Genomic DNA, 24461 nt, shown 5'->3' on the forward strand with positions numbered 1-24461 from the left:
GGGGAAGCGCCGCCTTTCTCAGCGTCCCACGATCGTGTGAGCAGCGCACGAACCCGGCACTCTCACGGCAGGCGAGCCTGTCTGTTCAACTCCCGAACGCGCGCCCGAAGAACCTCGCCCGGCGGGGCGGGGGTCAGCGCCTCGGGCGGGCAGTCCCACTCCCGGCCGCCGCCCGGCGGGCGCAGTTGTACGTACCCGCCGACGTGCCCCATGACCTCACCGACCCGCCCGTCCCGGGAGTCGATCATGTACTCGGGCGCGCTCATCGGCCGGCCCCGCGCAGCACGTCGACCAGCCGCATGGCCGTGTCCACGTTGCACCGGCCGAGCTCCACCAGCGAGTACGGCACTTCGTTCGCGGCCGACACCGGGTCGACCCGCAGGGACGGCAGGATCACGCCCACCCTGCGGAGCTCGTCCCGCAGTTGCGCCACCACTTGCTCGGCCGACAGCATCCCCATGACCAGGCACCTCCACGCTGAGTGTTCGGGTTCTGTACACAGCGTGGTCGATTGGCGGCTAGTCTGAACACAAAGGCGGCCCAACAACCCCATCTGTGCTAACGGGAGTTGACACATGCCCGGTCCAAAGGATCTCGACCCGTCTTCCTCACCCAGGGCACTTCTTGGCGCCGAGCTGCGCCATGCCCGCGAAAATGCCCGTCTGAGCCAGGAAGCACTGGGCGAGAAGCTCTTCGTGAGCGGCTCGTTCATCGGCCAATTGGAGTCGGGCACACGACGGATGCAGCCCGAGATCGCGGCCAAGATCGACGACATACTGGGCACGAATGGTTTCTTCCAGCGGAACTGCAAGGCCGCCAACAAGTCGAGGTACCCGGATCACTTCGCCGAGGCGGCGGAGGCGGAAGCGGTCGCCACGGCGATCAAGGAGTACGCGCCGCTGCTGATCCCGGGCGTGTTGCAGACGGAGCCGTACGCGCGGGAGATCTTCCGGGCGTACCAGCCCACGGCGACGGACGACGTCATCGACGGCCTGGTCGAGGCGAGGCTGGCCCGCGCGCACATCCTGGACGACCCGACGAAGCCACTGTTCTGGGCGGTCCTGGACGAGGCGGTACTGCGACGGACGGTCGGCGGCCCGGGAGTGATGTCCGGGGCGCTGCAACACATCGCCGGGTTGGGCCGTTCCCATCGGGTGATCGTGCAGGTGCTGCCGTTCAGGGCGGGGGCGCACTCCGCACTGAACGGCTCGCTCAAGTTGATGGCCTTCGACGACGCACCGCCGCTGGCCTACCTGCAAGGGCTCAACACGGGACAGTTGCAGGACGACCCCGCCACCGTCAGTCGGTACGAACTGACTTACGATCTGCTCGGGGCCAGCGCACTGTCACCCCAAGAATCCCTGGCCCTGATCGAATCAGTGGCGGAGGATTACGCCCATGAAGATCGAGATCATTGACTGGCGCAAGTCGAGCTACAGCGGCGGCGACGGCGGCGACTGCCTCGAAGTCGCGACGTGGCGCAAGTCCACCTACAGCGGCGCCAGCGGCGGCGACTGCCTCGAAGTCGCCGACGGCCACCCCGACATCGTCCCCGTCCGTGACTCCAAGAACCCCACCGGCCCCAAGCTCGTGTTCCGGGCCGCCGCCTGGTCCGCGTTCGTAGCGGGCCTCAAGCGATAAGAGCAGCGCGCACGGCCCCGAGGCTCACACGGCCCCGGGGCCGTACCGCGTCTCCAGCAGGTGCCGCAGCATGGCGAGGTCCTTGCGGTTGGCGCGCCGTACCGCCATGGCGGCGAGGCGGCTGCCGCCCCCGCCACGGTTCCGTAGCGTCATGCGCGTGCGGTCGCCCTCGACCCCGTACGGCTCCCAGGTGTACGTGGTCTCCATGGGGAACGGGCCCTGATCCGCCCGCATCACGAGCTTCCGCCCGGGCTCGTACTCGACGATCTCGTACGTGTAGACGAGCCGGCGCCCGAGGAAGCGGGCGACGAACGCGGCCCGAGCGCCGACGCGGACCTCCGACTCGGTCTCCCACTCCACCGACACGATGTTCGTGTACCACTCGGGCGCGGTCGAGGGATCGGCGGCGTACGCGGCGACGAGGTCGCACGGGGCGTCGATCACGGTCTCGGTCAGGACGTCGACGGCCATGAGACCAGCGTAGAACGCGGAGAACGCCCGAGGGCGGCACCCCCTGGGAGAAGGGGTACCGCCCTCGGAACGAAAGGACGTGTCCGATCCGCGAGGATCAGAAGTCCATGTCACCGCCCGGCATGCCGCCCGGAGCACCGGCCGCGGCCTTCTCCGGCTTGTCGGCGATGACGGCCTCGGTGGTGAGGAACAGCGCCGCGATGGAGGACGCGTTCTGCAGGGCAGAGCGGGTCACCTTGGCGGGGTCGATGATGCCCTCGGCGATCATGTCGACGTACTCACCGGTCGCGGCGTTCAGGCCGTGGCCGACGGGCAGGTTGCGCACCTTCTCGACGATGACGCCGCCCTCGAGACCACCGTTGACGGCGATCTGCTTCAGCGGGGCCTCCAGCGCCAGCTTGACGATGTTGGCGCCGGTCGCCTCGTCACCGTCGAGCTCCAGCTTCTCGAAGACGCTGGACGCCTGGAGCAGGGCCACGCCACCACCGGCGACGATGCCCTCCTCGACGGCGGCCTTGGCGTTGCGCACCGCGTCCTCGATGCGGTGCTTGCGCTCCTTGAGCTCGACCTCGGTGGCGGCACCGGCCTTGATGACGGCCACGCCGCCGGCCAGCTTCGCCAGGCGCTCCTGGAGCTTCTCGCGGTCGTAGTCCGAGTCGGAGTTCTCGATCTCGGCGCGGATCTGGTTGACGCGACCAGCGACCTGCTCGCTGTCACCGGCACCGTCGACGATGGTGGTCTCGTCCTTGGTGATGACGACCTTGCGGGCGCGGCCCAGCAGGTCCAGGCCGGCGTTCTCCAGCTTGAGGCCGACCTCCTCGGAGATGACCTGGCCACCGGTGAGGATGGCGATGTCGTTCAGCATGGCCTTGCGGCGGTCGCCGAAGCCCGGGGCCTTGACGGCGACGGACTTGAACGTGCCGCGGATCTTGTTGACGACCAGGGTCGACAGGGCCTCGCCCTCGACGTCCTCGGCGATGATCAGCAGCGGCTTGCCGGACTGCATGACCTTCTCCAGCAGCGGGAGCAGGTCCTTCACCGCGGAGATCTTGGAGTTGACGATCAGGATGTACGGGTCGTCGAGCGACGCCTCCATACGCTCCATGTCGGTGGCGAAGTACGCCGAGATGTAGCCCTTGTCGAAGCGCATACCCTCGGTGAGCTCCAGCTCCAGACCGAAGGTCTGGGACTCCTCGACGGTGATGACGCCTTCCTTGCCGACCTTGTCCATGGCCTCGGCGATGAGCTCACCGATCTGGGTGTCGGCGGCGGAGATGGAGGCCGTGGAAGCGATCTGCTCCTTGGTCTCGACATCCTTCGCCTGCTCCAGCAGCGCGCCGGAGACGGCCTCGACGGCGGTCTCGATGCCGCGCTTCAGGGCCATCGGGTTGGCACCGGCGGCGACGTTGCGCAGACCCTCGCGGACGAGCGCCTGGGCGAGGACGGTCGCGGTGGTCGTACCGTCACCGGCGACGTCGTCCGTCTTCTTGGCGACTTCCTTGACCAGCTCGGCGCCGATCTTCTCGTACGGGTCCTCGAGCTCGATCTCCTTGGCGATGGAGACACCATCGTTGGTGATCGTGGGGGCGCCCCACTTCTTCTCGAGGACGACGTTGCGACCCTTGGGGCCCAGGGTCACCTTGACGGCGTCGGCGAGCTGGTTCATGCCGCGCTCGAGGCCGCGCCGTGCCTCCTCGTCGAACGCGATGATCTTGGCCATGTGAAGTGGTCCTCCCGGACTGGGGTGGATGCTCCGGACCGCGCTGGCGCCCGCGACGGACGGCCTGCATGCCCCTGTGGTTCCTTGCCCCACCGGCCTGCGGACCTCACCGACCCGGTCCTTCGTTGTCACTCTCACCTTCAGAGTGCTAACGCCAATGATTAGCACTCGACCCCTACGAGTGCAAGCGCCTCTCGCATACGAGACAGGGGCCCGCCACGGGTCCGGACACGCGCGAGGGGCCCGCGTCCCCTGGAACGCGGGCCCCTCGGCACTTGCGATGTCGACAGTCGATGGTCGGTCGATCGCGACGCGGCTCTCAGCCGGCGGCGAGCTTGACCATGTCCGCCTGCGGACCCTTCTGGCCCTGCGAGATCTCGAACTCGACTCGCTGACCTTCTTCAAGGGTGCGGTAGCCGTCCATCTGGATCGCGCTGTAGTGGACGAAAACATCCGCACCACCGTCGACCGCGATGAAGCCGTACCCCTTCTCCGCGTTGAACCACTTGACGGTGCCCTGAGCCATGCCTAACTCCCCTATTACTGGCCCTTGCACAGGACCGCACTTCGCGGACCCGGGTCAGACCTCACCCGCTGACAGGTGCGGGCGTGCGCCGGAACGCGTCGACCGCCGCTGAATGTATCTGCCCAACTGCCGTCTGCAACAGGTCAATCGGACGAGAATTCCGAGCACGGGTGAACGGAAAAGATGGCCGAATTGGCCAGAATCCCGGGCAAGTCGGGCCCGGCAAAGTGCGCAAATGGCGCAACTCTCAAGCTCACATTGACTGCATCTTGTCGCCGCCTCACCGCATTCTCATATGCGGGCGGCACTGGCAGCGGCGGGGACTTCCCCAACTCTACCGCGCTCAACCATGCAGAATTGCCCCCTCCGCTTAGCTCGCGGAGGGGGCAATGGAGGTAACGCTGCGTACGTCAGCAGCCGCCTGCGACGGCCGGGATGATGGACACGCCGGCGCCATCCGGGGTGGCGGTCTCCAGGCCGTCCTCGAAGCGCACGTCGTCGTCGTTGACGTACACGTTCACGAACCGGCGGAGCTTGCCCTGGTCGTCCAGGACGCGGGCGGCGATGCCCGGGTGGTTCTTCTCCAGCGACTCGATGACCTCGGAGAGGGTCGCGCCCTCCGCCGTGACCTCGGCCTGGCCGCCCGTGTACGTACGGAGGATGGTGGGGATGCGGACGTTGACGCTCATGTTCGTAGTGCCTTTCGGGTCAGGTCAGGCCAGGCCGGCGTCGCGGAACGCGTCCAGGCTCGGGCGGATCGTGGCGGTCGGGCCCGTCGTCGGGGCCACCGCGTCGAGGGTCTTCAGGCCGTCGCCCGTGTTGAGCACGACCGTGGTCAGCGACGGGTCCAGCACGCCCGCCTCGATCAGCTTCTTCGTCACGCCCACGGTCACCCCGCCCGCCGTCTCGGCGAAGATGCCCTCGGTCCGGGCCAGCAGCTTGATCGCGTCGACGACCTGCTCGTCGTTGACGTCCTCCACCGCGCCGCCCGTCCGGCGCGCGATGTCCAGCACGTACGGACCGTCGGCCGGGTTGCCGATGGCGAGCGACTTGGCGATGGTGTTCGGCTTCTGGGGCCGTACGACGTCGTGACCGGCCTTGAAGGCCGCCGACACCGGGGAGCAGCCCTCCGCCTGGGCGCCGAAGATCTTGTACGGCTTGTCCTCGACCAGGCCGAGCTTGATCAGCTCCTGGAGGCCCTTGTCGATCTTCGTGAGCTGCGAGCCGGACGCGATCGGGATGACGAGCTGGTCGGGCAGCCGCCACCCGAGCTGCTCGCAGATCTCGTACGCCAGCGTCTTCGAGCCCTCGGCGTAGTACGGCCGCAGGTTGACGTTGACGAAGCCCCAGCCCTCGCCCAGCGGGTCGCCGATCAGCTCGGAGCAGAAGCGGTTCACGTCGTCGTAGGTGCCCTCGATGCCGACCAGGTCACCGCCGTAGACCGCCGCCATGACGACCTTGCCCTGCTCCAGGTCGTGCGGGATGAACACGCACGACCGGAAACCGGCCCGCGCGGCGGCGGCGCCGACGGCACCCGCCAGGTTGCCCGTGGAGGAGCAGGACAGGGTGGTGAAGCCGAAGGCGCGGGCGGCCTCCAGGGCCTGGGCGACGACCCGGTCCTTGAAGGAGTGCGTCGGGTTGCCGGAGTCGTCCTTGATGAACAGCCGGCCCGGCTCGACGCCCAGCTCACGGCCCAGGTTGTCGGCCTGGACGAGCTTGGTCCAGCCCGGGTTCAGGTTCGGCTTCTCCGTCACGTCCGCCGGGACGGGGAGCAGCGGCGCGTACCGCCAGATGTTCGCGGGCCCGGCCTCGATGCGCTTGCGCAGCCCCTCGGGGTCGCCGACCGGCAGGTCGTACGCGATCTCCAGGGGCCCGAAACACAGCTCACAGGCGAAAATGGGACCGAGCTCGAAGCGCTCGCCGCATTCGCGACAGGAGAGGGCGGAAGCAGGCCCGAGGTCGACGTTCTTGGCGGTGGCGACAGTCTGTACAGCCATGGAGGCGAGGCCCTTTCTCCTCATCTTCCTCATGGCGCACTTCGCCATGAGACGGATTTGGCACCTTCCCTAGCCGGGGCCTCGCGCAAGATCTTGCGAGTGCCGACTGGAGGGTTGCCGGGGCTTCAACGGGCCGTATCCCTCTGCCCCTCTGGATGAGCGGTATTCGATTGTCTGCACGGGGACCCGACATGCGACGGTCATCCGCGTTGTTCAAGACTGTAACCGAACCCCCGGACGCTTGAGATGGTCGTCCGAAACGCGAGATGGAGATCACGTGCTGGAAGAGGTGGAGCGCTGGCTGGAGCGGCGGTCCTGGTCCGTGGCCGACCGACCGCTCGACCGGCTGCTCGCGGCCAAGCACCGTACGACCGTCAGTGTCGTCCTGCCGGCGCTGAACGAGGAGGCGACGGTCGGCGACATCGTCACGATCATCCGCCGCGACCTGATGTCCCCCTCCGCCCCCCTCGTCGACGAACTCGTGGTGATCGACTCGGGCTCCACGGACCGCACCGCCGAGGTCGCCGCCGCCGCGGGCGCGCGCGTGGTGCACCGGGACGCGATACTCCCCCGCATACCCGCCCTCCCCGGCAAGGGCGAGGTGCTGTGGCGCTCCCTCCTCGCCACCAGCGGCGACATCGTCTGCTTCGTCGACGCCGACCTGCGTGACTTCTCGGCCGATTTCGTCACCGGCATCGTCGGCCCGCTCCTCACCGACCCGTCCGTCCACTTCGTCAAGGCCATGTACGACCGGCCCCTCGCGGGCGTCGCCGGCCACGGCGGGCGGGTGACCGAGCTGGTCGCCCGGCCGCTGCTGAACCTGCACTGGCCCCAGCTCGCCGGGTTCGTCCAGCCGCTCGGCGGCGAGTACGCGGCCCGCCGCTCGCTCCTGGAACGGCTCCCCTTCCCCGTCGGGTACGGGGTCGAGCTGGGCCTCCTCGTCGACGCCCTGCACACCGTGGGCCTCGACGCCCTCGCCCAGGTGGACGTGGGCGTGCGCAAGCACCGGCACCAGGACGAGCGGGCGCTGGGCCGGATGGCGGCGGCGATCTACCGCACGGCCCAGCTCCGGCTGTCGCGCGGGCACCTGGTGCGGCCCCGGCTCACCCAGTTCGACCGGGGCGACGACGGCTTCGTGCCGCGCACGCACGAGGTCGACACCGAGGAGCGGCCGCCGATGATCGAGGTGGCCGAGTACGCACGGCGCCGCCGGGTGGCGTGAGTGCCGTACGTTTGAGCGTTTCCGCTACGGGCTAGGTTCGTCTCCATGGCAGCCCAGATTCTCGTCGCCTCCAACCGCGGTCCGGTCAGCTACGTCCCCCGCGAGGACGGCACGTTCGACACCCGGCGCGGCGGGGGCGGGCTGGTGTCGGGACTGTCCGCGATCGGGCCGGACGCGGGCGCGCTGTGGGTGTGCGCGGCCCTGAGCGACGGCGACCGGCAGGCGGTGCGGCGGGGCGTCGCGGCCGAGCCGGGCGTGAAGATGCTCGACATCGACGCACGCGTGCACGCGGACGCGTACAACGGCATCGCGAACTCGGTGCTGTGGTTCGTGCACCACATGCTGTACCAGACGCCCCTGGAACCCATCTTCGACGCCGAGTTCCGCCGGCAGTGGGTCGCCTACCGCCTCTACAACCGGGCGTTCGCCGAGGCCCTCGCGCAGGAGGCGGCCGACGGTGCCGCCGTCCTCGTCCAGGACTACCACCTGGCCCTCGTCCCCGGCATGCTCCGCGAGCTCCGCCCCGACCTGCGGATCGGCCACTTCTCGCACACCCCGTGGGCGCCGCCGGAGTACTTCTCGATGCTCCCCGACGACATCGCCGAGGAACTCCTGCTCGGCATGCTCGGCGCGGACCGCCTCGGCTTCCTGACCTGGCGCTGGCTCCAGGCCTTCCAGGCGTGCTGCGGCCGGTCCCTGAAGGACATGGACGTACAGACCTTCTGGCCCAAGGACATGCCGCCCAGCGTCGAGCACTGGGCCCACGGCCGCCCCCGCCGCACCGAACTGGGCGTGCACGGCCTCGGCGCGGACGGCGACTTCCTCCGCGACCGCTCACGTCGCCCCGACGTCGACGACCGGATGGCGGCCCTCCGCGACCAGATCGGCCCCGGCCGCAAGACGATCGTCCGCGTCGACCGCACGGAGCTCTCCAAGAACATCGTGCGCGGCCTCCTCGCCTACCGGCACCTGCTCGCCGAGCGCCCGGAGTGGCGCGAACGGGTGGTCCACCTCGCCTTCGCCTACCCCTCCCGCCAGGACCTGGCGGTCTACCGCGAGTACACCGCCCAGGTGTCCGAGCTCGCGGACGAGATCAACGCGGAGTACGGCGTCGACGGCTGGACGCCCGTCATCCTCCACGTCGAGGACGACTTCGCCCGCTCCCTCGCGGCGTACCGCCTGGCGGACGTCGCGCTGGTCAACCCCATCCGCGACGGCATGAACCTCGTCGCCAAGGAGGTCCCCGTCGTCTCCGACCACGGCTGCGCCCTCGTCCTGTCCCGCGAGGCGGGCGCCTACGAGGAGCTCCGCGAGGACGCGATCACGGTGAACCCCTACGACGTGGTCGGCACGGCCGACGCCCTCCACGAGGCCCTCTCCATGTCCCCCACCGACCGCGCGGACCGCACCAAGCGCCTGGCCGCGGCGGCGACGTCCCTGCCCCCGGCCCGCTGGTTCCTGGACCAGCTCACCGCGCTCCGTCCCTGACGGGGAGGTAGCACGTGGGGGCTGACGCCCCCACACCCCCGTGACGCGGCAGCTTCGCGCCGCGAAGGACCCCGACCGTCAGACGAACGACGGCCGGGGTGGGGCCGTGCAGGGTCGCCCCCGCAGAGGTTGGCGGCGAAGCAACGGCTCCCTCAAAAGGCACCCAAGGCCGCCGGCCTCGAGGAGGTGAGCCCGGAGGGGCCACGCCCCCCACCCACGGGTTTTCGAGCGGGAGACGGCCACCGGCCCACGAAGGCCGGGCCCGCAGGGGGCCACGCCCCACCACGCACAGGGTCAGGCGGCGGCAGCCGCCAAGGAGGACAGCAGGGCCACCACGCCCGCCGGGCCCGGGACCTGGAGGTCGGCGCGGGTGGCGACCTCGGTGACCTCGTCGCTGCCGCTGCACACCAGCAGGCCCGGCAACCCGTCCGACCGGAGCTTCTCGACCGCCGCGAACGCCGGCAGGTCGCCCAGGTCGTCGCCCGCGTAGACCACGACCTCCGCACCGACCTCCCGTACGTACTCGGTCAGCGCGACGCCCTTGTCGACGCCCGGGGGGCGCAGCTCCAGGACGAGGCGGCCGGGTTCGAGGACCAGGCCGTGCCGGGCCGCCAGGTCGGACAGCGGGGCGCGCAGGGCCTCGAAGGCCGCCTGCGGGTCCTCCGCGCGGCGGGTGTGGACGGCCACCGCGCGGCCCTTCTCCTCGATCCACGTGCCGCGCCACGCGCCCACCTGGTCCAGGAACCCGGGCAGCTCGGCGCGGACGGCCGCCACGCCCGGGTGCTCGGGGGCGGCGCGGACCGTGCCGGTGACGGCGTCCCAGCGCTCGGCGCCGTAGTGGCCGAGGACCACCAGGTGCTCCAAACCCGGCACCCCGGCGAAGCCGCCGTACCGTACCGCCACGCCCGCCGGGCGGCCGGTGATGACCGCGACGGACGCGACGCGCGGGGCGAGCGCGGCGATGGCGGCGACGGCACCGGGGTGGGCCCGGGCCTGCTCGGGGTCGTCCACGATGTCGGCGAGGGTGCCGTCGAAGTCGAGGGCGACGACCGCCTGCCCGGGACGGTCCAGGAAGGCGGCGAGGCCCTCGCGGCCGGCGGCCGTGGCCGGGCGCGGCAAGGAGTGCGGCATGGAATCCGGTGGGGTGCCCATGCAACGGAACCTATCCAGGGCCCCGCCCGCGCACACCTCAGCGCCGCGCCTCCCGCGACGCCCGTACGCGCCGCAGCCGGTTGACGGTGACCGGGTCGTGCTCCAGCGCCCTCGGGTCGTCGAGGAGCGCGTTGAGCAGTTGGTAGTACCGGGTGGGCGACAGACCGAGCTGCTCGCGTATCGCGCGTTCCTTGGCGCCGGGGCCGGGCCAGGAGCGCCCTTCCATGGCGAGGACGGCCCGGTCCCGGTCGGTGAGTGGCTCGGCGGTCATATGAGCAACATAGTTACTCGGCCGCTTCCGCGTCCTCGGCGTCCCGCGCTATCCCCGACAGCACCGCGTCCGGGTCGCCGTCCGGCGCGACGGCCTTGCCGATGTTCTTCTTGACGCTCTCGCTCACCTTGGCCCAGGACGTCTGGCCCACCGGGTACAGCTCGGAGGTGGGCAGCTCCTCCAGGAACGGCCACAGGTCCTTGTGCTTCGTGTCGGCGCGCATCGCGGTGCTGGCGGTGGTCGTGACGGGGAGGATGTCGTACTGGTCGGAGAAGGCCAGCACGTTCTTGTCCTCGTACACGTACGTCAGGAACTCGCCGATCTGCTTGCGGTGGTCGTTCTGCTTGAACGCCATCATCCAGTCGGCCACGCCCATCGCCGGCCGCGATTCGCCGTCGGGGCTGGGCAGGGGCACCATGCCGACCTGGATGCCCGCCTTCTCGGCGGCCTCCATCAGCGTGGGGTGGCCGTTGAGCATGCCGACGTCACCGCGGATGAAGGCGTCGAAGGCCTCCTGCCGGTCGAGGTCGCCGGGGGCGACCGGGCCGGTCAGCCCGCGCCCGACGAGGTTGTTCTTCAGCCAGGTGAAGGTGGCGATGTTGGCGTTGGAGTTGATGTCGTAGGAGATGTCACTGGTGTCGCGGTACCCGCCGCCACCGGCCAGCATCCACATCATGGTCTCGGCCTGGGACTCCTCGGAGCCCAGCGGCAGCGCGAAGGGGTACTTCACGCCCTCGCCCTTGAGCTTCTCGGCGGCGGCGCGGATGTCGTCCCAGTTCTTCGGCGGCTTGGCGCCGGCCTTGTCGAACAGGCCCTTGTTGTAGAAAAGGAGCCGGGTGCTGGCCGCGAACGGCATGCCGTACTGGGCGCGTTCGACCCGGCCGGCCCGGCTGAGCAGGGGCAGGAAGTTGGCCTGGGTGGGGATGGGGATGAGTTCGTCGACCCGGTAGAGCTGGCCGGCGTCGGCGTAGTCCGCGTACGCGCCGATCTGCGCGAGGTCGGGGGCCTGGCCGTTCTTGACCATCTCGGCGACCTCGCGGTCGACGTCCTTCCAGGACATGACGTCGACGTCGATCTTGATGCCGGGGTGCGTCTTCTCGAAGGAGCGGGCGACGCCGTCCCAGTACTTCTGGGAGGTGTTGCCGTCGGTGCTGCCGTAGTCGGCGGCCACCAGCTTGAGGGTCACATCGCCGTCGTCACCGGCCCCGCAGCCTGACAACGTTGCCACCATGCTCAGTGCGGCCACGGCCGCGATCAGTCCCGTACGGCGGCCCGGATAGCGGCGCTGCACAACTCTTCCCCACCTTTGATTCCTGCTTGAGCCGTGATTTTCCCACAGCGTGGGTGAGGTCTACACCACCTGGGTATCGCTTGGCCAACACAACCTCTCTCCGCAGCAGTAGGAGCACAGCGCCCATGTCACGTACCGCAGCAGAGATCGCCACCCAGCCCACCTGCTGGCGCCGGGCCGCCGAGGCGGCCGCGTCGTTCGGGGAGGGGCTGCCGCGGCCCGGCGAGCGGGTCGCCGTGACCGGCTGCGGGACGTCGTGGTTCATGGCCATCGCGTACGCGGCGCTGCGGGAGGCGGCGGGGCAGGGCGAGACGGACGCGTACCCGTCGTCGGAGTTCCCCTCCTCGCGCGCGTACGACCGGGTCGTGGCGATCACCCGGTCGGGTACGACGACGGAGGTGTTGGACCTCCTGGGCGGGGTGCGCGGGAAGGCGCCCACGCTGGCGCTGACGGCCGACCCGAAGACGCCGGTCATGGACGCGGCGGACGCCGTCGCGGTGCTGGACTGGGCGGACGAGGAGTCGGTCGTGCAGACCCGGTTCGCGACGACGGCGCTGGCGTTCCTGCGGGCCGCGCTGGGTGACGTGTCCGGCGTACCGGGCGTGAAGCCGGTCGCCGAGGCGGCGGCGGACGCGGAGGCGGCGGTGGCGGACCCGCTGCCGGAGGCGGTGCTGGGCGCCGAGCAGTGGACGTTCCTGGGCCGGGGCTGGACGTACGGCCTGGCGCTGGAGGCGGGGCTGAAGATGCGCGAGGCGGCGGGGGCGTGGACGGAGGCGTACCCGGCGATGGAGTACCGGCACGGCCCGATCGCGATCACCGGCCCGGGGCGGGTGGCATGGGTGTTCGGCGCTGCGCCGGAGGGGCTGGCGGCGGACGTGGAGCGGGTGGGCGGCACGCTCCACGCGCGCGGGGGCGACGACCCGATGGCGGACCTGATCCGCGCGCAGCGGCTGGCGGTGGCGCTCGCGGAGGCGAAGGGGTACGACCCGGACCGGCCGCGCAACCTCACCCGGAGCGTCATCCTCTCCTCGTGACCCGGTAGCCCCCGTGGCTCCCGTCGCCCTCGTGGCCCAGCCGCGCGGCCAGCCGCGTGACCCCGTACCGGTGGCCCTCGTAGCCCATTTGTATGCAGCAGCAACAATCCCGGGAAGTGGACTAGACCTTTCACGGGTTCACGAGCGACACTGTTCCCCGTGAGACACGTCATCGCCCTCGATGTGGGCGGCACCGGGATGAAGGCCGCCCTGGTCGGAACCGACGGGGCCCTGCTGTACGAGGCGCGCCGCGCGACCGGCCGGGACCGCGGCCCCGACGCGGTCGTGGAGTCCATCCTCGGCTTCGCCGCCGAGCTGTACGCGCACGGCCGCGAGCGGTACGGCACCGGTGCCGTCGCCGCCGGGGTCGCCGTGCCCGGCATCGTCGACCCCGACCGGGGCCTCGCGGTGTACGCGGCGAACCTCGGCTGGCGCGACGTACCGCTGCGCGCCCTGCTCGCCGAGCGGCTCGGCGGCCTGCCGGTCGCCCTCGGGCACGACGTCCGCACCGGCGGGCTGGCCGAGGGCCGGGTGGGCGCCGGCCGGGGCGCCGACCGCTTCCTGTTCGTGCCGCTGGGCACCGGCATCGCGGGCGCCATCGGCATCGGCGGCGCCATCGAGGCGGGCGCGCACGGGTACGCGGGCGAGATCGGGCACATCGTGGTGCGCCCCGGCGGCCCCGCGTGCGGCTGCGGGCAGCGCGGCTGCCTGGAGACCCTCGCCTCGGCCTCGGCCGTCTCCCGGGCCTGGGCGGCGGCGAGCGGTGACCCGGAGGCGGACGCGGCGGACTGCGCCAAGGCCGTCGAGTCGGGCGACGAACGGGCCGTACGGGTGTGGCGGGACGCGGTCGACGCGCTCGCCGACGGCCTGGTCACGGCGCTCACCCTGCTGGACCCGCGCACGCTCATCATCGGTGGCGGTCTCGCGGAGGCCGGGGAAACGTTGTTCACACCCCTTCGGGCGGCCGTCGAGGAGCGCGTGACGTTCCAGAAACTGCCCGCCATCGTGCCGGCGGCCCTCGGGGACACCGCCGGATGCCTGGGCGCGGGCCTCCTCGCCTGGGACCTACTCGCCAGTTCGGAGGTATCCGCCTGATGGCCGATCTGATGGCCGATCGCAAGGTTCTCGCCGGCGCCCGCGTGGTGCTGCCGACCGGGATCGTGGACAACGGGCGGGTGATCGTCGAAGGCGGCCGTATCGCGGAGGTGACCCCGGCGGGCGCCGAACCCCCCGCGCTCGACCTCACCGGCCACTGGGTCGTGCCCGGGTTCGTCGACATGCACAACCACGGCGGCGGTGGCGCCTCCTTCACGTCCGGCACCGTGGACGAGGTCCTCCACGGCGTCCACACCCACCGCCTGCACGGCACGACCACGACCGTCGCGTCGACCGTGACCGGCGAGATGGACTTCCTCGCCCACCGCGCCGGGGAGCTGTCCGAGCTGGCCGAGCAGGGCGACATCGCGGGCATCCACTTCGAGGGGCCGTTCATCTCGCCGTGCCGCAAGGGCGCGCACAGCGAGGCGCTGCTGCGCGACCCGGACCCGGCCGAGGTGCGCAAGCTGATCGACGCGGCGCGCGGCCACGCCAAGATGGTCACCCTGGCCACCGAACTGCCCGGCGGCATCGACTCCGTACGCCTGCTGGCCGAGCACGGGGTCATCGCCGCGGTCGGGCACACGGACGCCACGTACGAGCAGACGATCGAGGCGATCGAGGCGGGCGCCACCGTCGCCACGCACCTCTACAACGCGATGCCCGCCCTCGGCCACCGCGCGCCCGGGCCGATCGCCGCGCTGCTGGAGGACGAGCGGGTCACCGTCGAGCTGATCAACGACGGCACCCACCTGCATCCGGCCGCCCTGGAGCTGGCGTTCCATCACGCGGGCCCGGAGCGCGTCGCGTTCATCACGGACGCCATGGACGCGGCCGGCTTCGGCGACGGCACCTACCACCTGGGCCCCCTGGAGGTGGAGGTCCGCGAGGGGGTCGCCCGGCTGGTGGAGGGCGGCTCGATCGCGGGGTCCACGCTCACGCTCGACACCGCGTTCAGGCGGGCCGCGACCATCGACCGGCTGCCGGTCGAGTCGATCGTGCGCGCGGTTTCCGCCAACCCGGCGAAGTTGCTCGGTGTGTACGACAAGGTCGGCTCGCTGGAGCCCGGCAAGGACGCCGATCTGGTCGTCCTTGACGACACATTCACCCTGGTGGGTGTCATGCGTAAGGGCGAATGGGTGGTTGAGCCCCAACTGGGCTGATTTTTGATCGAATTACTGCAAGGCGGTTGGGCCAGGGGTCTGGGCCAACCGCCTTCGGTTTGGCATGATCAGGCCCCGAAAGCTGAAGCGGGCACGTACTACTCGGGGGTGTTACGGGTGATCCTGACGGTCACGCTCAACACCGCGCTCGACATCACCTACAAGGTCGATGCCCTCACCCCCCACGCCTCGCACCGCGTCACCGACGTCGCCGAACGCCCCGGCGGCAAGGGCGTCAACGTCGCCCGCGTCCTCGCCGCCCTCGGCCACGACACCGTGGTCACCGGCTTCGCGGGCGGCCCCACCGGCGACGTGCTGCGCGGCATGCTCGCCCCGCTGCCCGTGCGCGACGCGCTCGTCCCGGTCGCCGGCACCACGCGCCGCACCGTGGCCGTCGTGGACGCGTCGACCGGTGACACCACACAGCTCAACGAGCCGGGCCCGACCCTCGACCCCGCCGAGTGGTCGGCCTTCCTCGCCGCGTACGAGGAGCTGGTGCGGGACGCCGACGCCGTCGCCCTGTGCGGCAGCCTGCCGCCCGGCATCCACGTCGGCGCGTACGCCGAGCTGGTGCGCCGCGCCCGGGCCGCGTCCGTGCCGGTCCTGCTGGACACCAGCGGCGAGCCGCTGCGCCGGGGCATCGCCGCCCGCCCCGACCTGGTCAAGCCCAACGCGGAGGAGCTGGCCAGGCTCACCGGGTCACGTGAGCCGTTGCGCGCCGCGCGCGACGCCCGCCGCCGGGGCGCCCACGCCGTGGTGGCCTCGCTCGGGCCGGAGGGGCTCCTCGCGGTCACCCCGGACGGCACCTGGCAGGCGACCCCTCCGGCGGCCGTGCAGGGCAACCCGACCGGCGCGGGCGACTCGGCGGTGGCGGGCCTGCTGGCCGGGCTGGTCGAGGGCGTGGCGTGGCCGGAACGGCTGGCGCGGGCGGTGGCGCTGTCGGCGGCGACGGTCCTGGCACCGGCGGCGGGCGAGTTCGACATGACGACGTACCGGGAACTGCTCTCCCGCGTCACGGTGACGGAGCACGCCACGGCCGCATAACGGAGGTACCGCACATGCCCCTCGTCCCCACCGCCGAACTGATCGCCCGGGCCCGGTCGGCGGCAGGCGCCGTCGCCGCGTTCAACGTCATCACGCTGGAGCACGCGGAGGCCATCGCGGCGGGGGCCGAACGGGTGGGGCGGCCCGCGATCCTCCAGATCTCCGAGAACGCGGTGAAGTTCCACGGCGGCGACCTGTCCGCGATCGCCGCCGCCGCGGCCGCCGTCGCCCGCGCGTCCACCGCGCCGCTCGGCCTGCACCTGGACCACGTGGTCACCCCGGAACTGCTGCGGGCGGCGCACACCGAGGGCTTCAGCTCCGTGATGTTCGACGCGTCGAAGCTCTCCTACGGCGACAACGTCAAGGCCACCGCCGAGGCGGTGCGGTGGGGTCACGAGCGGGGCATCTGGGTCGAGGCCGAGCTGGGCAGGGTCGGCGGCAAGGACGGCGAGCCTCCGCTGGACGCCCACGCCCCGGGCGTCCGCACGGACCCGTCGGAGGCCGCCGCGTACGTCGCCGACACCGGCGTCGACGCGCTGGCCGTCGCGGTCGGCTCCACGCACGCGATGACGCGGCGCACGGCGGCCCTGGACCACACCCTGATCGCCGCCCTGAAGACGGCCGTCCCGGTCCCCCTGGTCCTGCACGGCTCCTCGGGCGTCCCGGACGCCGAACTGCGCGCGGCGATCGCGGCCGGCATGACCAAGATCAACATCGGTACGGCCCTGAACACCGCCTTCACCGCCGCGGTACGTGACCACCTGACCGCCCACCCCTCGGTGGTCGACCCCCGCAAGTACCTCACCCCGGCCCGCGAGGCGATGACCGCGACGGTGGCGCACTTCCTGACGGTGACGGGCCCCTGACGGCGACCCGCCCCTGACGGTGACCGGCCCGAGCACCGGGCGGAGCGTCAGCCCCGCCGGACCTCCAGCCAGTCGAGCAGGGCGTCGCACTGGTTGCCCTGCTCGCAGGAGATCTTCAGCTCGTTCTCACCCTTCTTGAGGGTGACCGGCGCCCAGGTGGTCTGCCAGTTCTTCTCCAGGTTCGGGTCCGCGGAACCGATGAAGTTCTTCAGGCCGAGCGGATTGGAGTTCGGCTTGCCGTTGACGGTCAGGGTCGCGTTGGCGTCCTTCGCCGGGATGGCGTACCGCACGTACAGCTTGTAGTCGCCCTCTTCCGGGACGTCCGCCTTCCAGGTGACGGAGGCGCCCACGGCGTTGAAACCGGTGACGTAGGCACCGTCGGCGCCCTCGGCGCCCTTCACGTCCTTGGCGAGCATCGCGGGCGAGCCGAGCTGGAGCGTTGCCGCGTCCTGCTTGGGGAGCTCGACGGGCTCGCCCGTGGGCTCGGAGGGCTTGGCGGTGGGGAACTCCTGGACCGAGGTGGGCGGCGCGGACTGGCTGCCGCCCGCGTCGGTGCCCTTGTCGTCGGAGCCGTTGTTGGTCAGGACGGCGACCGTGATTCCGGTCACCACGACCGCGACGACCGCGAGCGCGCCGACCAGCAGGCCCTTGGTGTTGGGGCCGCCGCCGCGACCGCCGCGCGGGGGCTGGGCCTGGGGCACCGGACGGGTCCGGTCCGCGCCCGGGTAGGTCTCCGGGGCCGCGTACTGGGGGCTCGGCTGGGCGTACTGCTGCTGGTACTGCTGCTGCGGCGGCACCTGGGCACCGCCGTACTGCCGCTCGCCGACCGCTCTGACCTGGTTGTACGACGTCCTCGGCACCCCCGGCTGAGCGGCCGGACCCGGGTAGCCGTAGCCGCCGCCCTGCCGCGGCGCCTGCGCGCCCGACGCCTGCCCGTCCGCGTACAGGTAGCCGAACGGATCGTCGTCCTCGGGCGTGCCCGCGCCGTTGCCGTTGTTACCGGCAGCCATCCCTGGTCACTCCTCATCCCTGCTCGCCAGCGGTCACCGACCCGGGCGAGCCTACCCCGAACGGTCTACCCCGCCCGGCGGTGAACCTTCGAGCGGGAGCGCTTCTCGATGTACATGCGCTGGTCAGCGGAGTTCAGGACCTCTTCGACGGACATTCCGCACTCCGCCCAGCCGATCCCGAAACTGGCCCCCACCCGCACCGCGCGCCCGTCCACCCGGATCGGCGGGATGATCGCGCTGCGGAGGCGCACGGCCAGGTCGGCGGCGTCGGCCGCGCCGAGCCCGTCGGCGAGGACGACGAACTCGTCACCGCCGAGCCGGGCCACGGTGTCCCCGTCCCGCACCCCGGCGGTCAGGCGGCGGGCCACCTCGATGAGCACGGCGTCACCGGTGTGGTGCCCGAACCGGTCGTTGATCGACTTGAAGCCGTCCAGGTCGCAGAAGAGGACCGCGAGGCCCTTCGTCCCGTCGTCGACCTCGCTGTCCGGCGCGACGGCGTGCACATGGTGGTCGTACGCGCCGCCGTCCGCGCCGTCGCCGAAGTCGAAGCCGTCCCCCCGGTAGGCGTGCTCGCCGTACTCGTACTCACCGCTGTCGTAGCTGTCGACGCCACTGTCCACCGCGTGCGTCCCGGCCGCCGTCGCGCGCACCGCGTGCGGGCGGGAGCACAGCCGGGAGCTGAGCCGGGCGCGCAGCTCGGCGCTGTTGGGCAGGCCGGTCAGCGCGTCGTGCGAGGCGCGGTGCGCGAGCTGGAGCTCGTGGCGCTTGCGCTCCTCGATGTCCTCGACGTGGGTGAGCAGGAAACGCGGCCCGTCGGCGGTGTCGGCGACCACCGAGTTGCGCAGGGACACCCACACATAGGTGCCGTCGCGGCGGGCGAGGCGCAGCTCGGCGCGGCCGCCCTCGGCGGAGGTGCGCAGCAGGGTGCCGATGTCCTCGGGGTGGACCAGGTCGGCGAAGGAGTACCGGCGCATCACGGAGGAGGGGCGGCCGAGCAGCCGGCACAGCGCGTCGTTGGCGCGCAGCAGCCGGCCGTGCTGGTCGCCGCCCATCTCGGCGATCGCCATGCCGGAGGGCGCGTACTCGAAGGCCTGACGGAACGACTCTTCGCTGGCGCGCAGCGCCTGCTGCTCACGCTCCAGGCGGACGAGCGCCCGCTGCATGTTGGCCCGCAGCCGGGCGTTGCTGATCGCGATGGCGGCCTGGGAGGCGTACATCTGGAGCGCCTCCTGGCCCCAGGGGCCGGGGCGGCGGCCGTTGCGCGGCCGGTCGACGGAGATGACGCCGAGCAGCTCGCGGCCGCTGCCGGAGGCGTACATGGGGGCGTAGAGGCGGTCGCGGGGGTGCCACTCGTCCTCGAAGCGGGGCTCGGGTCCGTCGGTGTGCCACTGGGGCACGTCGTCCTCTATCAGGACCCAGCCCTCGGTGTGCGGGATGAAGCGGAGCTCGCCCCACGCCTCGCCCATGCTCAGGCGCCGTTCCCAGGAGGCGCGGGAGCCGACCCGGCCGGTGATGAGCGCCTCGGCGGCGGGGCTGCCGGAGAACGCGGCGACGACCAGGTCACCGTCGGGGCGTACGAGGTTCACACAGGCCAGCTCGTAGCCGAGACCGGCGGTGACGCCGTCGGCGACGGTCTGAAGCGTGTCGGCCAGACTGCGGGCCGTGTTGAGGTTGGCGACGACCTGATGTAGTTGCCGCAGGGTCGCAAGACGGACGTACGGCTCCGACTCGGTCTCCATTGCTCGCTCTCCCCGAGACCTCGACAGCAACTCCAGGGTTCTCATCGGCGCTCGTGTTGCACTGTCCACGCCACTGAATCACAGCGAGCTGTGCCCCAGGTACACAGGGTCAACAAAACCTGCGCTCTGTGACTCAAGTCACAAAGGATGATGTTGGTTGCGGAAGCCACACGAACTGCGGGTAACCGGCCGTTGAACTCCTCGCGAAGGCACAGTATGGGCCCCGCCGGGCCGTGGTCCTAGGACCACGGGACGGACCACGGGCTGGTCCTCCGGCCCGATGCGGGCGCGGTGGGGGCGAGGTTAGCGTTCCTGGTGTGTTGCCGACGACCCAGCCTCCCGCCCTCGCCGTCCCTCATCCTGAGGGGGTGAGCAACGACGAGTTCCGTGCCGCGATGTCCCGGCTGGCCGCCGGTGTGGTGCTGGTGACGGCCCACGACCCCGACGAGGGCCCACGGGGCGAGGACGTCGGCATGACGGCGACGGCCTTCCTGTCGGTGTCACTGGACCCGCCACTGGTGCTGGTGAGCCTCCGCGAGGGCTCCCGCATGGACGACCTGCTCGCGGAGCAGCCGCTGTGGGGCGTGTCGATCCTCGCCGAGGGGCAGCGGCAGATCGCGGGCCGGTTCGCGATGAAGGGCCGCGTCAGCGACCGGCTGCTGTTCGCGGACCTCCCCACCACCCGGGGCGACGCGACCGGCGCGCTGCTGGTGAACGGGGCGCTGGCGACCCTGGAGTGCCGCACGGAACAGCGCGTGGCGGCGGGCGACCACACCCTGGTCATCGCCCGGGTCCTGACGGTCGGCTTCCCCACGGCCGACGGCTCCGGCCCCCTGACCTACTTCCGGGGCAATTACCGGCACCTGTCCTGACGCATCTGTCCTAACGTTGTGGGCAGTCGTCCCGCAGGGCGGGACGGGTGGGCACAACGGGACGAGGCGGCGCCTTCTCTCGTTCACCCCGCCGGACGCCGACTGCGGACGGTGGGTGGTGGGCACGGGCCCGCCGGGGGCGGAGGGCGGGGGCGGGCCGGTCAGGACCAGTCGCGGGACGAGCGGCCGCGTTTGGTCTCCGCGCGCTGCTTCTTCTCCCGCAGGCGGCGTTCGTTGATGCCGCGCGGGATCTTCGTCGGGCGGCGCGGCTTCGGCGGCGGGGCCGTCGCCTCGGCGAGCAGGGACGCGAGGCGCACCGCCGCAGTCTCGCGGTTGCGCCACTGCGAGCGGTGCTCGGAGGCCCGCACGGTGAGCACCCCGCCGACCAGCCGGGAGGCCAGCCGCTCCAGTGCGCGTTCCTTCCAGACCGGTGGCAGCGCCTCGGTGCGCGCCAGGTCGAAGCGCAGCTCCACCTGGGAGTCGCTGGTGTTGACGTGCTGCCCGCCCGGCCCGGACGACCTGGAGAAACGCCACGTCAGCTCGGCCTCCGGCAGGCAGACCGAACCACGGATGACATAGGGACCGGACATGCCTCCATGGTCCCCGTCCCGACGCGGTCACGTCATCCGGATTTCCGTCATCCCGTTTCGCGTTCATGGAACCAGCCCGCCGTGCGGCGCGTTATCCCGTACGACGTACGGACGACGAAAGGGCATTTCCATGGCTGTAAGCCTGTCCAAGGGCGGCAACGTCTCGCTGACCAAGGAGGCGCCGGGTCTTACCGCCGTCACTGTGGGCCTCGGCTGGGACGTCCGTACCACCACCGGCACCGACTTCGACCTCGACGCGTCCGCGATCGGCGTGGACGGCTCCGGCAAGGTCGCCTCCGACGCCCACTTCGTCTTCTTCAACAACAAGTCCACCCCGGACCAGACCATCGTCCACACCGGTGACAACCGCACCGGCGAGGGCGGCGGCGACGACGAGCAGATCAACGTCAACCTGGCGGCCCTCCCGGCCAACGTCGACAAGATCGTCTTCCCGGTCTCCATCTACGACGCGGTCAACCGCTCGCAGAACTTCGGCCAGGTCCGCAACGCCTACATCCGCATCGTCAACCAGGCCGGCGGCGCCGAGATCGCCCGCTACGACCTGAGCGAGGACGCCGCCACCGAGACCGCCATGGTCTTCGGCGAGCTGTACCGCCACGGCGCCGAGTGGAAGTTCCGCGCCGTCGGCCAGGGCTACGCCTCCGGCCTGGAGGGCATCGCCCGCGACTTCGGCGTCAACATCTGACGTACGGCACCGGTGGTGGCCCCGGCGGCGAAGTCCGCGCCGGGGCCCTACTGTTTCCGGCATGATCGTCGAACCGCTGGAGGTCGGCGAGGGCGCTGCCCTGCCCGGCCCGCTCCTCACCGAGCTCACCGAGCTGTACGCGTCCAACCGGGAGTTCCAGCAGCTCAGCGGGGACTTCCCGGACCCCGACGACATCCGGCCCGAGCAGGTCGCCGCCTCGCTCGCCGAGGAGTTGTCCCACCCGGACGCCGAGGTGCTGCTGGCCCGTTCGGCGGGACACGTCATCGGCATTTCGGTGACACGGTCGCACCACCCGGACGACCCCGACGACCCCGACCCGTGGATCGGGCTGCTCATGGTGCACGCCCGGGACCACCGCGTCGGCTTCGGCCGCGAGCTGGCCGAGATCGTCGAGAAGCGGTTCCGGGAGAAGGGCCGGCGGGGCATCAAGCTCGCCGTCCTGGAGAACAACCCCAAGGCCATCGCCTTCTGGTCGGCCCTCGGCTACGAGGAGGTCGACCGCCGCCCCGACCGCGGGCTCGGCCGGGACTGCGTGGTCATGCGGAAGGACCTGTAGGGCGGTCCTCGCCGTACAGCCAGGTGTCCCACAGCTCCGTCAGGTCCTCGCCGGCCGCCCCTTCCACGTACCGGACGAAGTCCTCCGTCGAGGCGTTGGCGTGCCGGTGCTTCGCCGCCCACCCCCGGAGGATGCCGAAGAAGGTGTCGTCGCCGACCGTCTGACGTACCTTGTGCAGCACCATCGCGCCCCGGCCGTACACCGGCGGGCCCGAGATGTCGGCCGCCGTGGGCGGCTCGGCCGGCGGGAAGGCCCAGTTCTCGTCGTCGGCGAACGCCTCGTCGAAGCTGCTCCGGACGGGCTTGCCCTCGAAGTCCTCGGCGTACAGCCACTCCGCGTACGTCGCGAAGCTCTCGTTCAGCCACATGTCCCGCCAGGACTTCGGTGACACCGAGTTGCCGTACCACTGGTGGGCGAGCTCGTGGACGAGCGTCGACGCGTCGAAGGTGCCCCGGCCGAAGAACGGCCTGTTCTGTGTCTCCAGCGCGTACCCCACGTCGAGCCCCGGGTCGACGATCGCGCCGGTGGAGGAGAAGGGATAGGGGCCGAAGTTCTCCACCTCCCAGGCGAGCAGCTCCGGGATGCGGGCCAGCAGCGCGGGGTTCCCGCGGGCGGCGGTGTGGACCGGAATCCCGGACGGGGTACGGGAGGTCTTCGTCTCGTACCGGCCGATGGCGAGCGTCGCCAGGTAGCTCGCCATCGGCTCGGCACAGCGCCACACGAAGGTGTCGCGGCCGCCGCCGGTGCGGTGCTCCGTCAGCTCGCCGTTGGAGACGGCTTCAAGGCCCTCGGGGACGGTGACGGTGACCGTGTACGTGGCCTTGTCCGACGGGTGGTGGTTGCCGGGGAACCAGGCCGTGGAACCGGTCGGCTCGCCCAGCGCGACCGCCCCGTCGGCGGTCCTCAGCCAGCCCTCCCGCGCCCCTTCGGCGTCGGTGATCGTGGCGGGCGTACCGGAGTAGCGGATGACGGTACGGAAGGTGGCGCCGGTCTTCAGCTCGTCGCCGGGGCGCAGGGTGACCTCGGCGCCCTGGCGCCGCACGGCGGCGGGCTCACCGTCCACGGTGGTGCCGTGGACGGTGAGCCCCGTGAGGTCGAGGTTGAAGGCGCTGAGGGCCTGGGTGGCGCGGGCCGTGATGTCGGCGGTGCCGGTGAGGCGGCCGGTGCCGGGCTCGTAGGCGAGGGTGAGGGCGTAGTGGCGTACGTCGTAGCCGCCGTTGCCGAGCCGCGGGAAGTACGGGTCGCGCAGCCCGGCCGCTCCCGGTCCGCCGCGCGCGCCGTCCTCCTCGCCGGTGCAGCCGGTGAGGCCGGCGGCGAGGAGGACGGCGACGGCGGCGAGAGCCAAGGGGCGGCGTGGGTCCACTCCATGATCGTATGGGTGGACCGGCCGCATCAGCGGGTGAGCGCGGCCACACCCGCCTGGGCGAACTTCTCGTCCAGGGCGCCGCTGGGCGCACCGGCCACGCCGATGCCGGCGATCGGGGCGCCCTTGGCGGCGACGGGGGCGCCGCCCGCGAGGAACAGGGTGCCCGGGATGTCCTTCAGGTTCGGGGCGGTCTCCAGGCGCTTGACCAGCTCGGACGTCGGCGCGTTCCACGACACGGCGGTGAACGCCTTGCGGACGGCCGACTCGTAGGACTGCGGGCCCGCGCCGTCGCCGCGCAGGGTGACGACCGTGTTGCCGTTGCGGTCGACGACGGCCACCGTGACGCGCTGGTTCTCCCGCTCCGCGGCGTCCAGGGCGGCCTGGGCGGCCCGGGTGGCGGCGTCGATGGTCAGGTGCGTCGACTGCGTCAGGTCGCCGGGGTGGGCGGTGGTCGCGGCGGCCGCGGCGGGCGCCTGGGCGGGCTCGGCGGCGTTCGCGGACATGGCGCCGAAGGTGCCGGCGCCGAGGGCTGCGGCGGCGACGGTGCCGGTCAGGAGGCGGGCGCGCAGCGACATCTTCTTCGTGGTGTGCTTCGTCATGCCTTCGATGCTGGGGGCGGA

At 71.5% G+C, this 24461-nt stretch carries 27 protein-coding genes and 1 riboswitch; of the genes, 12 read left to right on the top strand and 15 right to left on the bottom strand.

Features of this window, described 5'->3' with window-relative positions; translation table 11 throughout:
- Positions 1-62 precede the first annotated feature (62 nt).
- Both ACZ46W_RS21035 and ACZ46W_RS21040 read right to left on the bottom strand, forming a co-directional pair.
- Entirely contained in the window at positions 63-266 is a 204-nt protein-coding gene (locus ACZ46W_RS21035) for a hypothetical protein (RefSeq protein WP_468339596.1), read from the bottom strand.
- Positions 263-460 carry a hypothetical protein gene (locus ACZ46W_RS21040; RefSeq protein ID WP_468339598.1) on the bottom strand — a complete coding sequence of 66 codons (198 nt, stop codon included), beginning with the start codon at positions 458-460 and terminating at the stop codon, positions 263-265. Before ACZ46W_RS21040 ends, ACZ46W_RS21035 begins: the two co-directional genes overlap by 4 nt.
- 115 nt (positions 461-575) lie before the next feature.
- Here ACZ46W_RS21040 and ACZ46W_RS21045 point away from each other — a divergent pair, with 115 nt between their 5' ends.
- Together ACZ46W_RS21045 and ACZ46W_RS21050 are read left to right on the top strand one after the other, a co-directional pair.
- Complete coding sequence (locus tag ACZ46W_RS21045; RefSeq protein WP_468339600.1) at positions 576-1418, top strand: helix-turn-helix domain-containing protein; 843 nt, start codon at positions 576-578, stop codon at positions 1416-1418.
- Complete coding sequence (locus tag ACZ46W_RS21050; RefSeq protein ID WP_468339602.1) at positions 1399-1641, top strand: DUF397 domain-containing protein; 243 nt, start codon at positions 1399-1401, stop codon at positions 1639-1641. Before ACZ46W_RS21045 ends, ACZ46W_RS21050 begins: the two co-directional genes overlap by 20 nt.
- A gap of 24 nt (positions 1642-1665) precedes the next feature.
- Here ACZ46W_RS21050 and ACZ46W_RS21055 read toward each other — a convergent pair whose 3' ends face one another.
- From ACZ46W_RS21055 to thrC, 5 genes are all read right to left on the bottom strand, one after another.
- A complete protein-coding gene (locus ACZ46W_RS21055) occupies positions 1666-2112 on the bottom strand; it encodes an SRPBCC family protein (protein ID WP_468339604.1) in 447 nt (148 codons plus the stop codon).
- Positions 2113-2209: 97 nt separating this feature from the next.
- Positions 2210-3832: a chaperonin GroEL gene (gene groL / locus ACZ46W_RS21060; RefSeq protein WP_468339606.1), complete on the bottom strand. Its 1623-nt coding sequence runs from the start codon at positions 3830-3832 to the stop codon at positions 2210-2212.
- 319 nt (positions 3833-4151) lie between these two features.
- Positions 4152-4358: a cold-shock protein gene (locus ACZ46W_RS21065; RefSeq protein ID WP_008743607.1), complete on the bottom strand. Its 207-nt coding sequence runs from the start codon at positions 4356-4358 to the stop codon at positions 4152-4154.
- A gap of 410 nt (positions 4359-4768) precedes the next feature.
- Entirely contained in the window at positions 4769-5047 is a 279-nt protein-coding gene (locus ACZ46W_RS21070) for a ubiquitin-like small modifier protein 1 (protein WP_468339608.1), read from the bottom strand.
- A gap of 24 nt (positions 5048-5071) precedes the next feature.
- Positions 5072-6388 (bottom strand): threonine synthase, encoded by a 1317-nt coding sequence (gene thrC, locus ACZ46W_RS21075; RefSeq protein ID WP_468339610.1) that lies wholly within the window; start codon positions 6386-6388, stop codon positions 5072-5074.
- Positions 6373-6517, bottom strand: a riboswitch (SAM riboswitch). It overlaps the preceding gene by 16 nt.
- 115 nt (positions 6518-6632) lie before the next feature.
- Here thrC and ACZ46W_RS21080 point away from each other — a divergent pair.
- Together ACZ46W_RS21080 and ACZ46W_RS21085 are read left to right on the top strand one after the other, a co-directional pair.
- On the top strand, positions 6633-7577 hold the full coding sequence (locus tag ACZ46W_RS21080; RefSeq protein ID WP_468339612.1) for a glucosyl-3-phosphoglycerate synthase: 945 nt from the start codon (positions 6633-6635) through the stop codon (positions 7575-7577).
- Positions 7578-7622: 45 nt separating this feature from the next.
- A complete protein-coding gene (locus tag ACZ46W_RS21085) occupies positions 7623-9065 on the top strand; it encodes an alpha,alpha-trehalose-phosphate synthase (UDP-forming) (RefSeq protein ID WP_468339614.1) in 1443 nt (480 codons plus the stop codon).
- Between the two features lie 294 nt (positions 9066-9359).
- Here ACZ46W_RS21085 and otsB read toward each other — a convergent pair whose 3' ends face one another.
- Genes otsB through ACZ46W_RS21100 form a run of 3 tightly spaced genes read right to left on the bottom strand, consistent with a single transcriptional unit; the run spans position 9360 to position 11779 of the window.
- Positions 9360-10217, bottom strand: coding sequence for a trehalose-phosphatase (otsB, locus tag ACZ46W_RS21090; RefSeq protein WP_468339616.1), 858 nt, complete (start codon positions 10215-10217; stop codon positions 9360-9362).
- A gap of 37 nt (positions 10218-10254) precedes the next feature.
- Positions 10255-10488 carry a DUF3263 domain-containing protein gene (locus ACZ46W_RS21095; protein WP_468339618.1) on the bottom strand — a complete coding sequence of 78 codons (234 nt, stop codon included), beginning with the start codon at positions 10486-10488 and terminating at the stop codon, positions 10255-10257.
- A gap of 13 nt (positions 10489-10501) precedes the next feature.
- On the bottom strand, positions 10502-11779 hold the full coding sequence (locus ACZ46W_RS21100) for an extracellular solute-binding protein (RefSeq protein WP_468339620.1): 1278 nt from the start codon (positions 11777-11779) through the stop codon (positions 10502-10504).
- A gap of 125 nt (positions 11780-11904) precedes the next feature.
- Here ACZ46W_RS21100 and ACZ46W_RS21105 point away from each other — a divergent pair, with 125 nt between their 5' ends.
- The 5 genes from ACZ46W_RS21105 to ACZ46W_RS21125 all read left to right on the top strand — a co-directional run bounded on the left by ACZ46W_RS21105 (position 11905) and on the right by ACZ46W_RS21125 (position 16981).
- Complete coding sequence (locus ACZ46W_RS21105; RefSeq protein WP_468339622.1) at positions 11905-12813, top strand: SIS domain-containing protein; 909 nt, start codon at positions 11905-11907, stop codon at positions 12811-12813.
- A gap of 159 nt (positions 12814-12972) precedes the next feature.
- Positions 12973-13908 (top strand): ROK family protein, encoded by a 936-nt coding sequence (locus ACZ46W_RS21110; RefSeq protein ID WP_468339624.1) that lies wholly within the window; start codon positions 12973-12975, stop codon positions 13906-13908.
- Positions 13908-15071: an N-acetylglucosamine-6-phosphate deacetylase gene (gene nagA / locus ACZ46W_RS21115; RefSeq protein ID WP_468339626.1), complete on the top strand. Its 1164-nt coding sequence runs from the start codon at positions 13908-13910 to the stop codon at positions 15069-15071. The genes ACZ46W_RS21110 and nagA overlap by 1 nt, the downstream gene beginning before the upstream one ends.
- Before the next feature lie 117 nt (positions 15072-15188).
- On the top strand, positions 15189-16115 hold the full coding sequence (locus ACZ46W_RS21120) for a 1-phosphofructokinase family hexose kinase (protein WP_468339628.1): 927 nt from the start codon (positions 15189-15191) through the stop codon (positions 16113-16115).
- 14 nt (positions 16116-16129) lie between these two features.
- The gene (locus ACZ46W_RS21125; RefSeq protein ID WP_468339630.1) at positions 16130-16981 is read left to right on the top strand and encodes a class II fructose-bisphosphate aldolase; all 852 of its coding nucleotides are present in this window, start codon (positions 16130-16132) and stop codon (positions 16979-16981) included.
- A 47-nt stretch (positions 16982-17028) separates the two neighbouring features.
- On the opposite strand, the gene ACZ46W_RS21130 is transcribed toward ACZ46W_RS21125, so the two are convergent.
- Both ACZ46W_RS21130 and cdgB read right to left on the bottom strand, forming a co-directional pair.
- Entirely contained in the window at positions 17029-17991 is a 963-nt protein-coding gene (locus ACZ46W_RS21130; protein WP_468339632.1) for a CBM35 domain-containing protein, read from the bottom strand.
- Positions 17992-18056: 65 nt separating this feature from the next.
- Positions 18057-19730, bottom strand: a complete 1674-nt coding sequence (gene cdgB, locus ACZ46W_RS21135) for a diguanylate cyclase CdgB (protein WP_468339634.1) — start codon at positions 19728-19730, stop codon at positions 18057-18059.
- Between the two features lie 395 nt (positions 19731-20125).
- Here cdgB and ACZ46W_RS21140 point away from each other — a divergent pair, with 395 nt between their 5' ends.
- A complete protein-coding gene (locus ACZ46W_RS21140; protein WP_468339868.1) occupies positions 20126-20602 on the top strand; it encodes a flavin reductase family protein in 477 nt (158 codons plus the stop codon).
- A gap of 161 nt (positions 20603-20763) precedes the next feature.
- On the opposite strand, the gene arfB is transcribed toward ACZ46W_RS21140, so the two are convergent.
- Positions 20764-21192, bottom strand: coding sequence for an alternative ribosome rescue aminoacyl-tRNA hydrolase ArfB (gene arfB / locus ACZ46W_RS21145; protein ID WP_468339636.1), 429 nt, complete (start codon positions 21190-21192; stop codon positions 20764-20766).
- Positions 21193-21322: 130 nt separating this feature from the next.
- Between arfB and ACZ46W_RS21150 the strand changes: the two genes are divergently transcribed.
- Positions 21323-21898, top strand: coding sequence for a TerD family protein (locus ACZ46W_RS21150; protein WP_468339638.1), 576 nt, complete (start codon positions 21323-21325; stop codon positions 21896-21898).
- Positions 21899-21959: 61 nt separating this feature from the next.
- The gene (locus ACZ46W_RS21155; protein ID WP_468339640.1) at positions 21960-22475 is read left to right on the top strand and encodes a GNAT family N-acetyltransferase; all 516 of its coding nucleotides are present in this window, start codon (positions 21960-21962) and stop codon (positions 22473-22475) included.
- Here ACZ46W_RS21155 and ACZ46W_RS21160 read toward each other — a convergent pair.
- On the bottom strand, positions 22456-23838 hold the full coding sequence (locus ACZ46W_RS21160; protein WP_468339642.1) for a M1 family metallopeptidase: 1383 nt from the start codon (positions 23836-23838) through the stop codon (positions 22456-22458). The two genes, ACZ46W_RS21155 and ACZ46W_RS21160, sit on opposite strands and share 20 nt — an antisense overlap.
- 29 nt (positions 23839-23867) lie before the next feature.
- Complete coding sequence (locus ACZ46W_RS21165) at positions 23868-24440, bottom strand: GlcG/HbpS family heme-binding protein (RefSeq protein ID WP_468339644.1); 573 nt, start codon at positions 24438-24440, stop codon at positions 23868-23870.
- Positions 24441-24461: the final 21 nt, after the last annotated feature.

This window comes from Streptomyces sp. NPDC031064 (genome assembly GCF_055570965.1).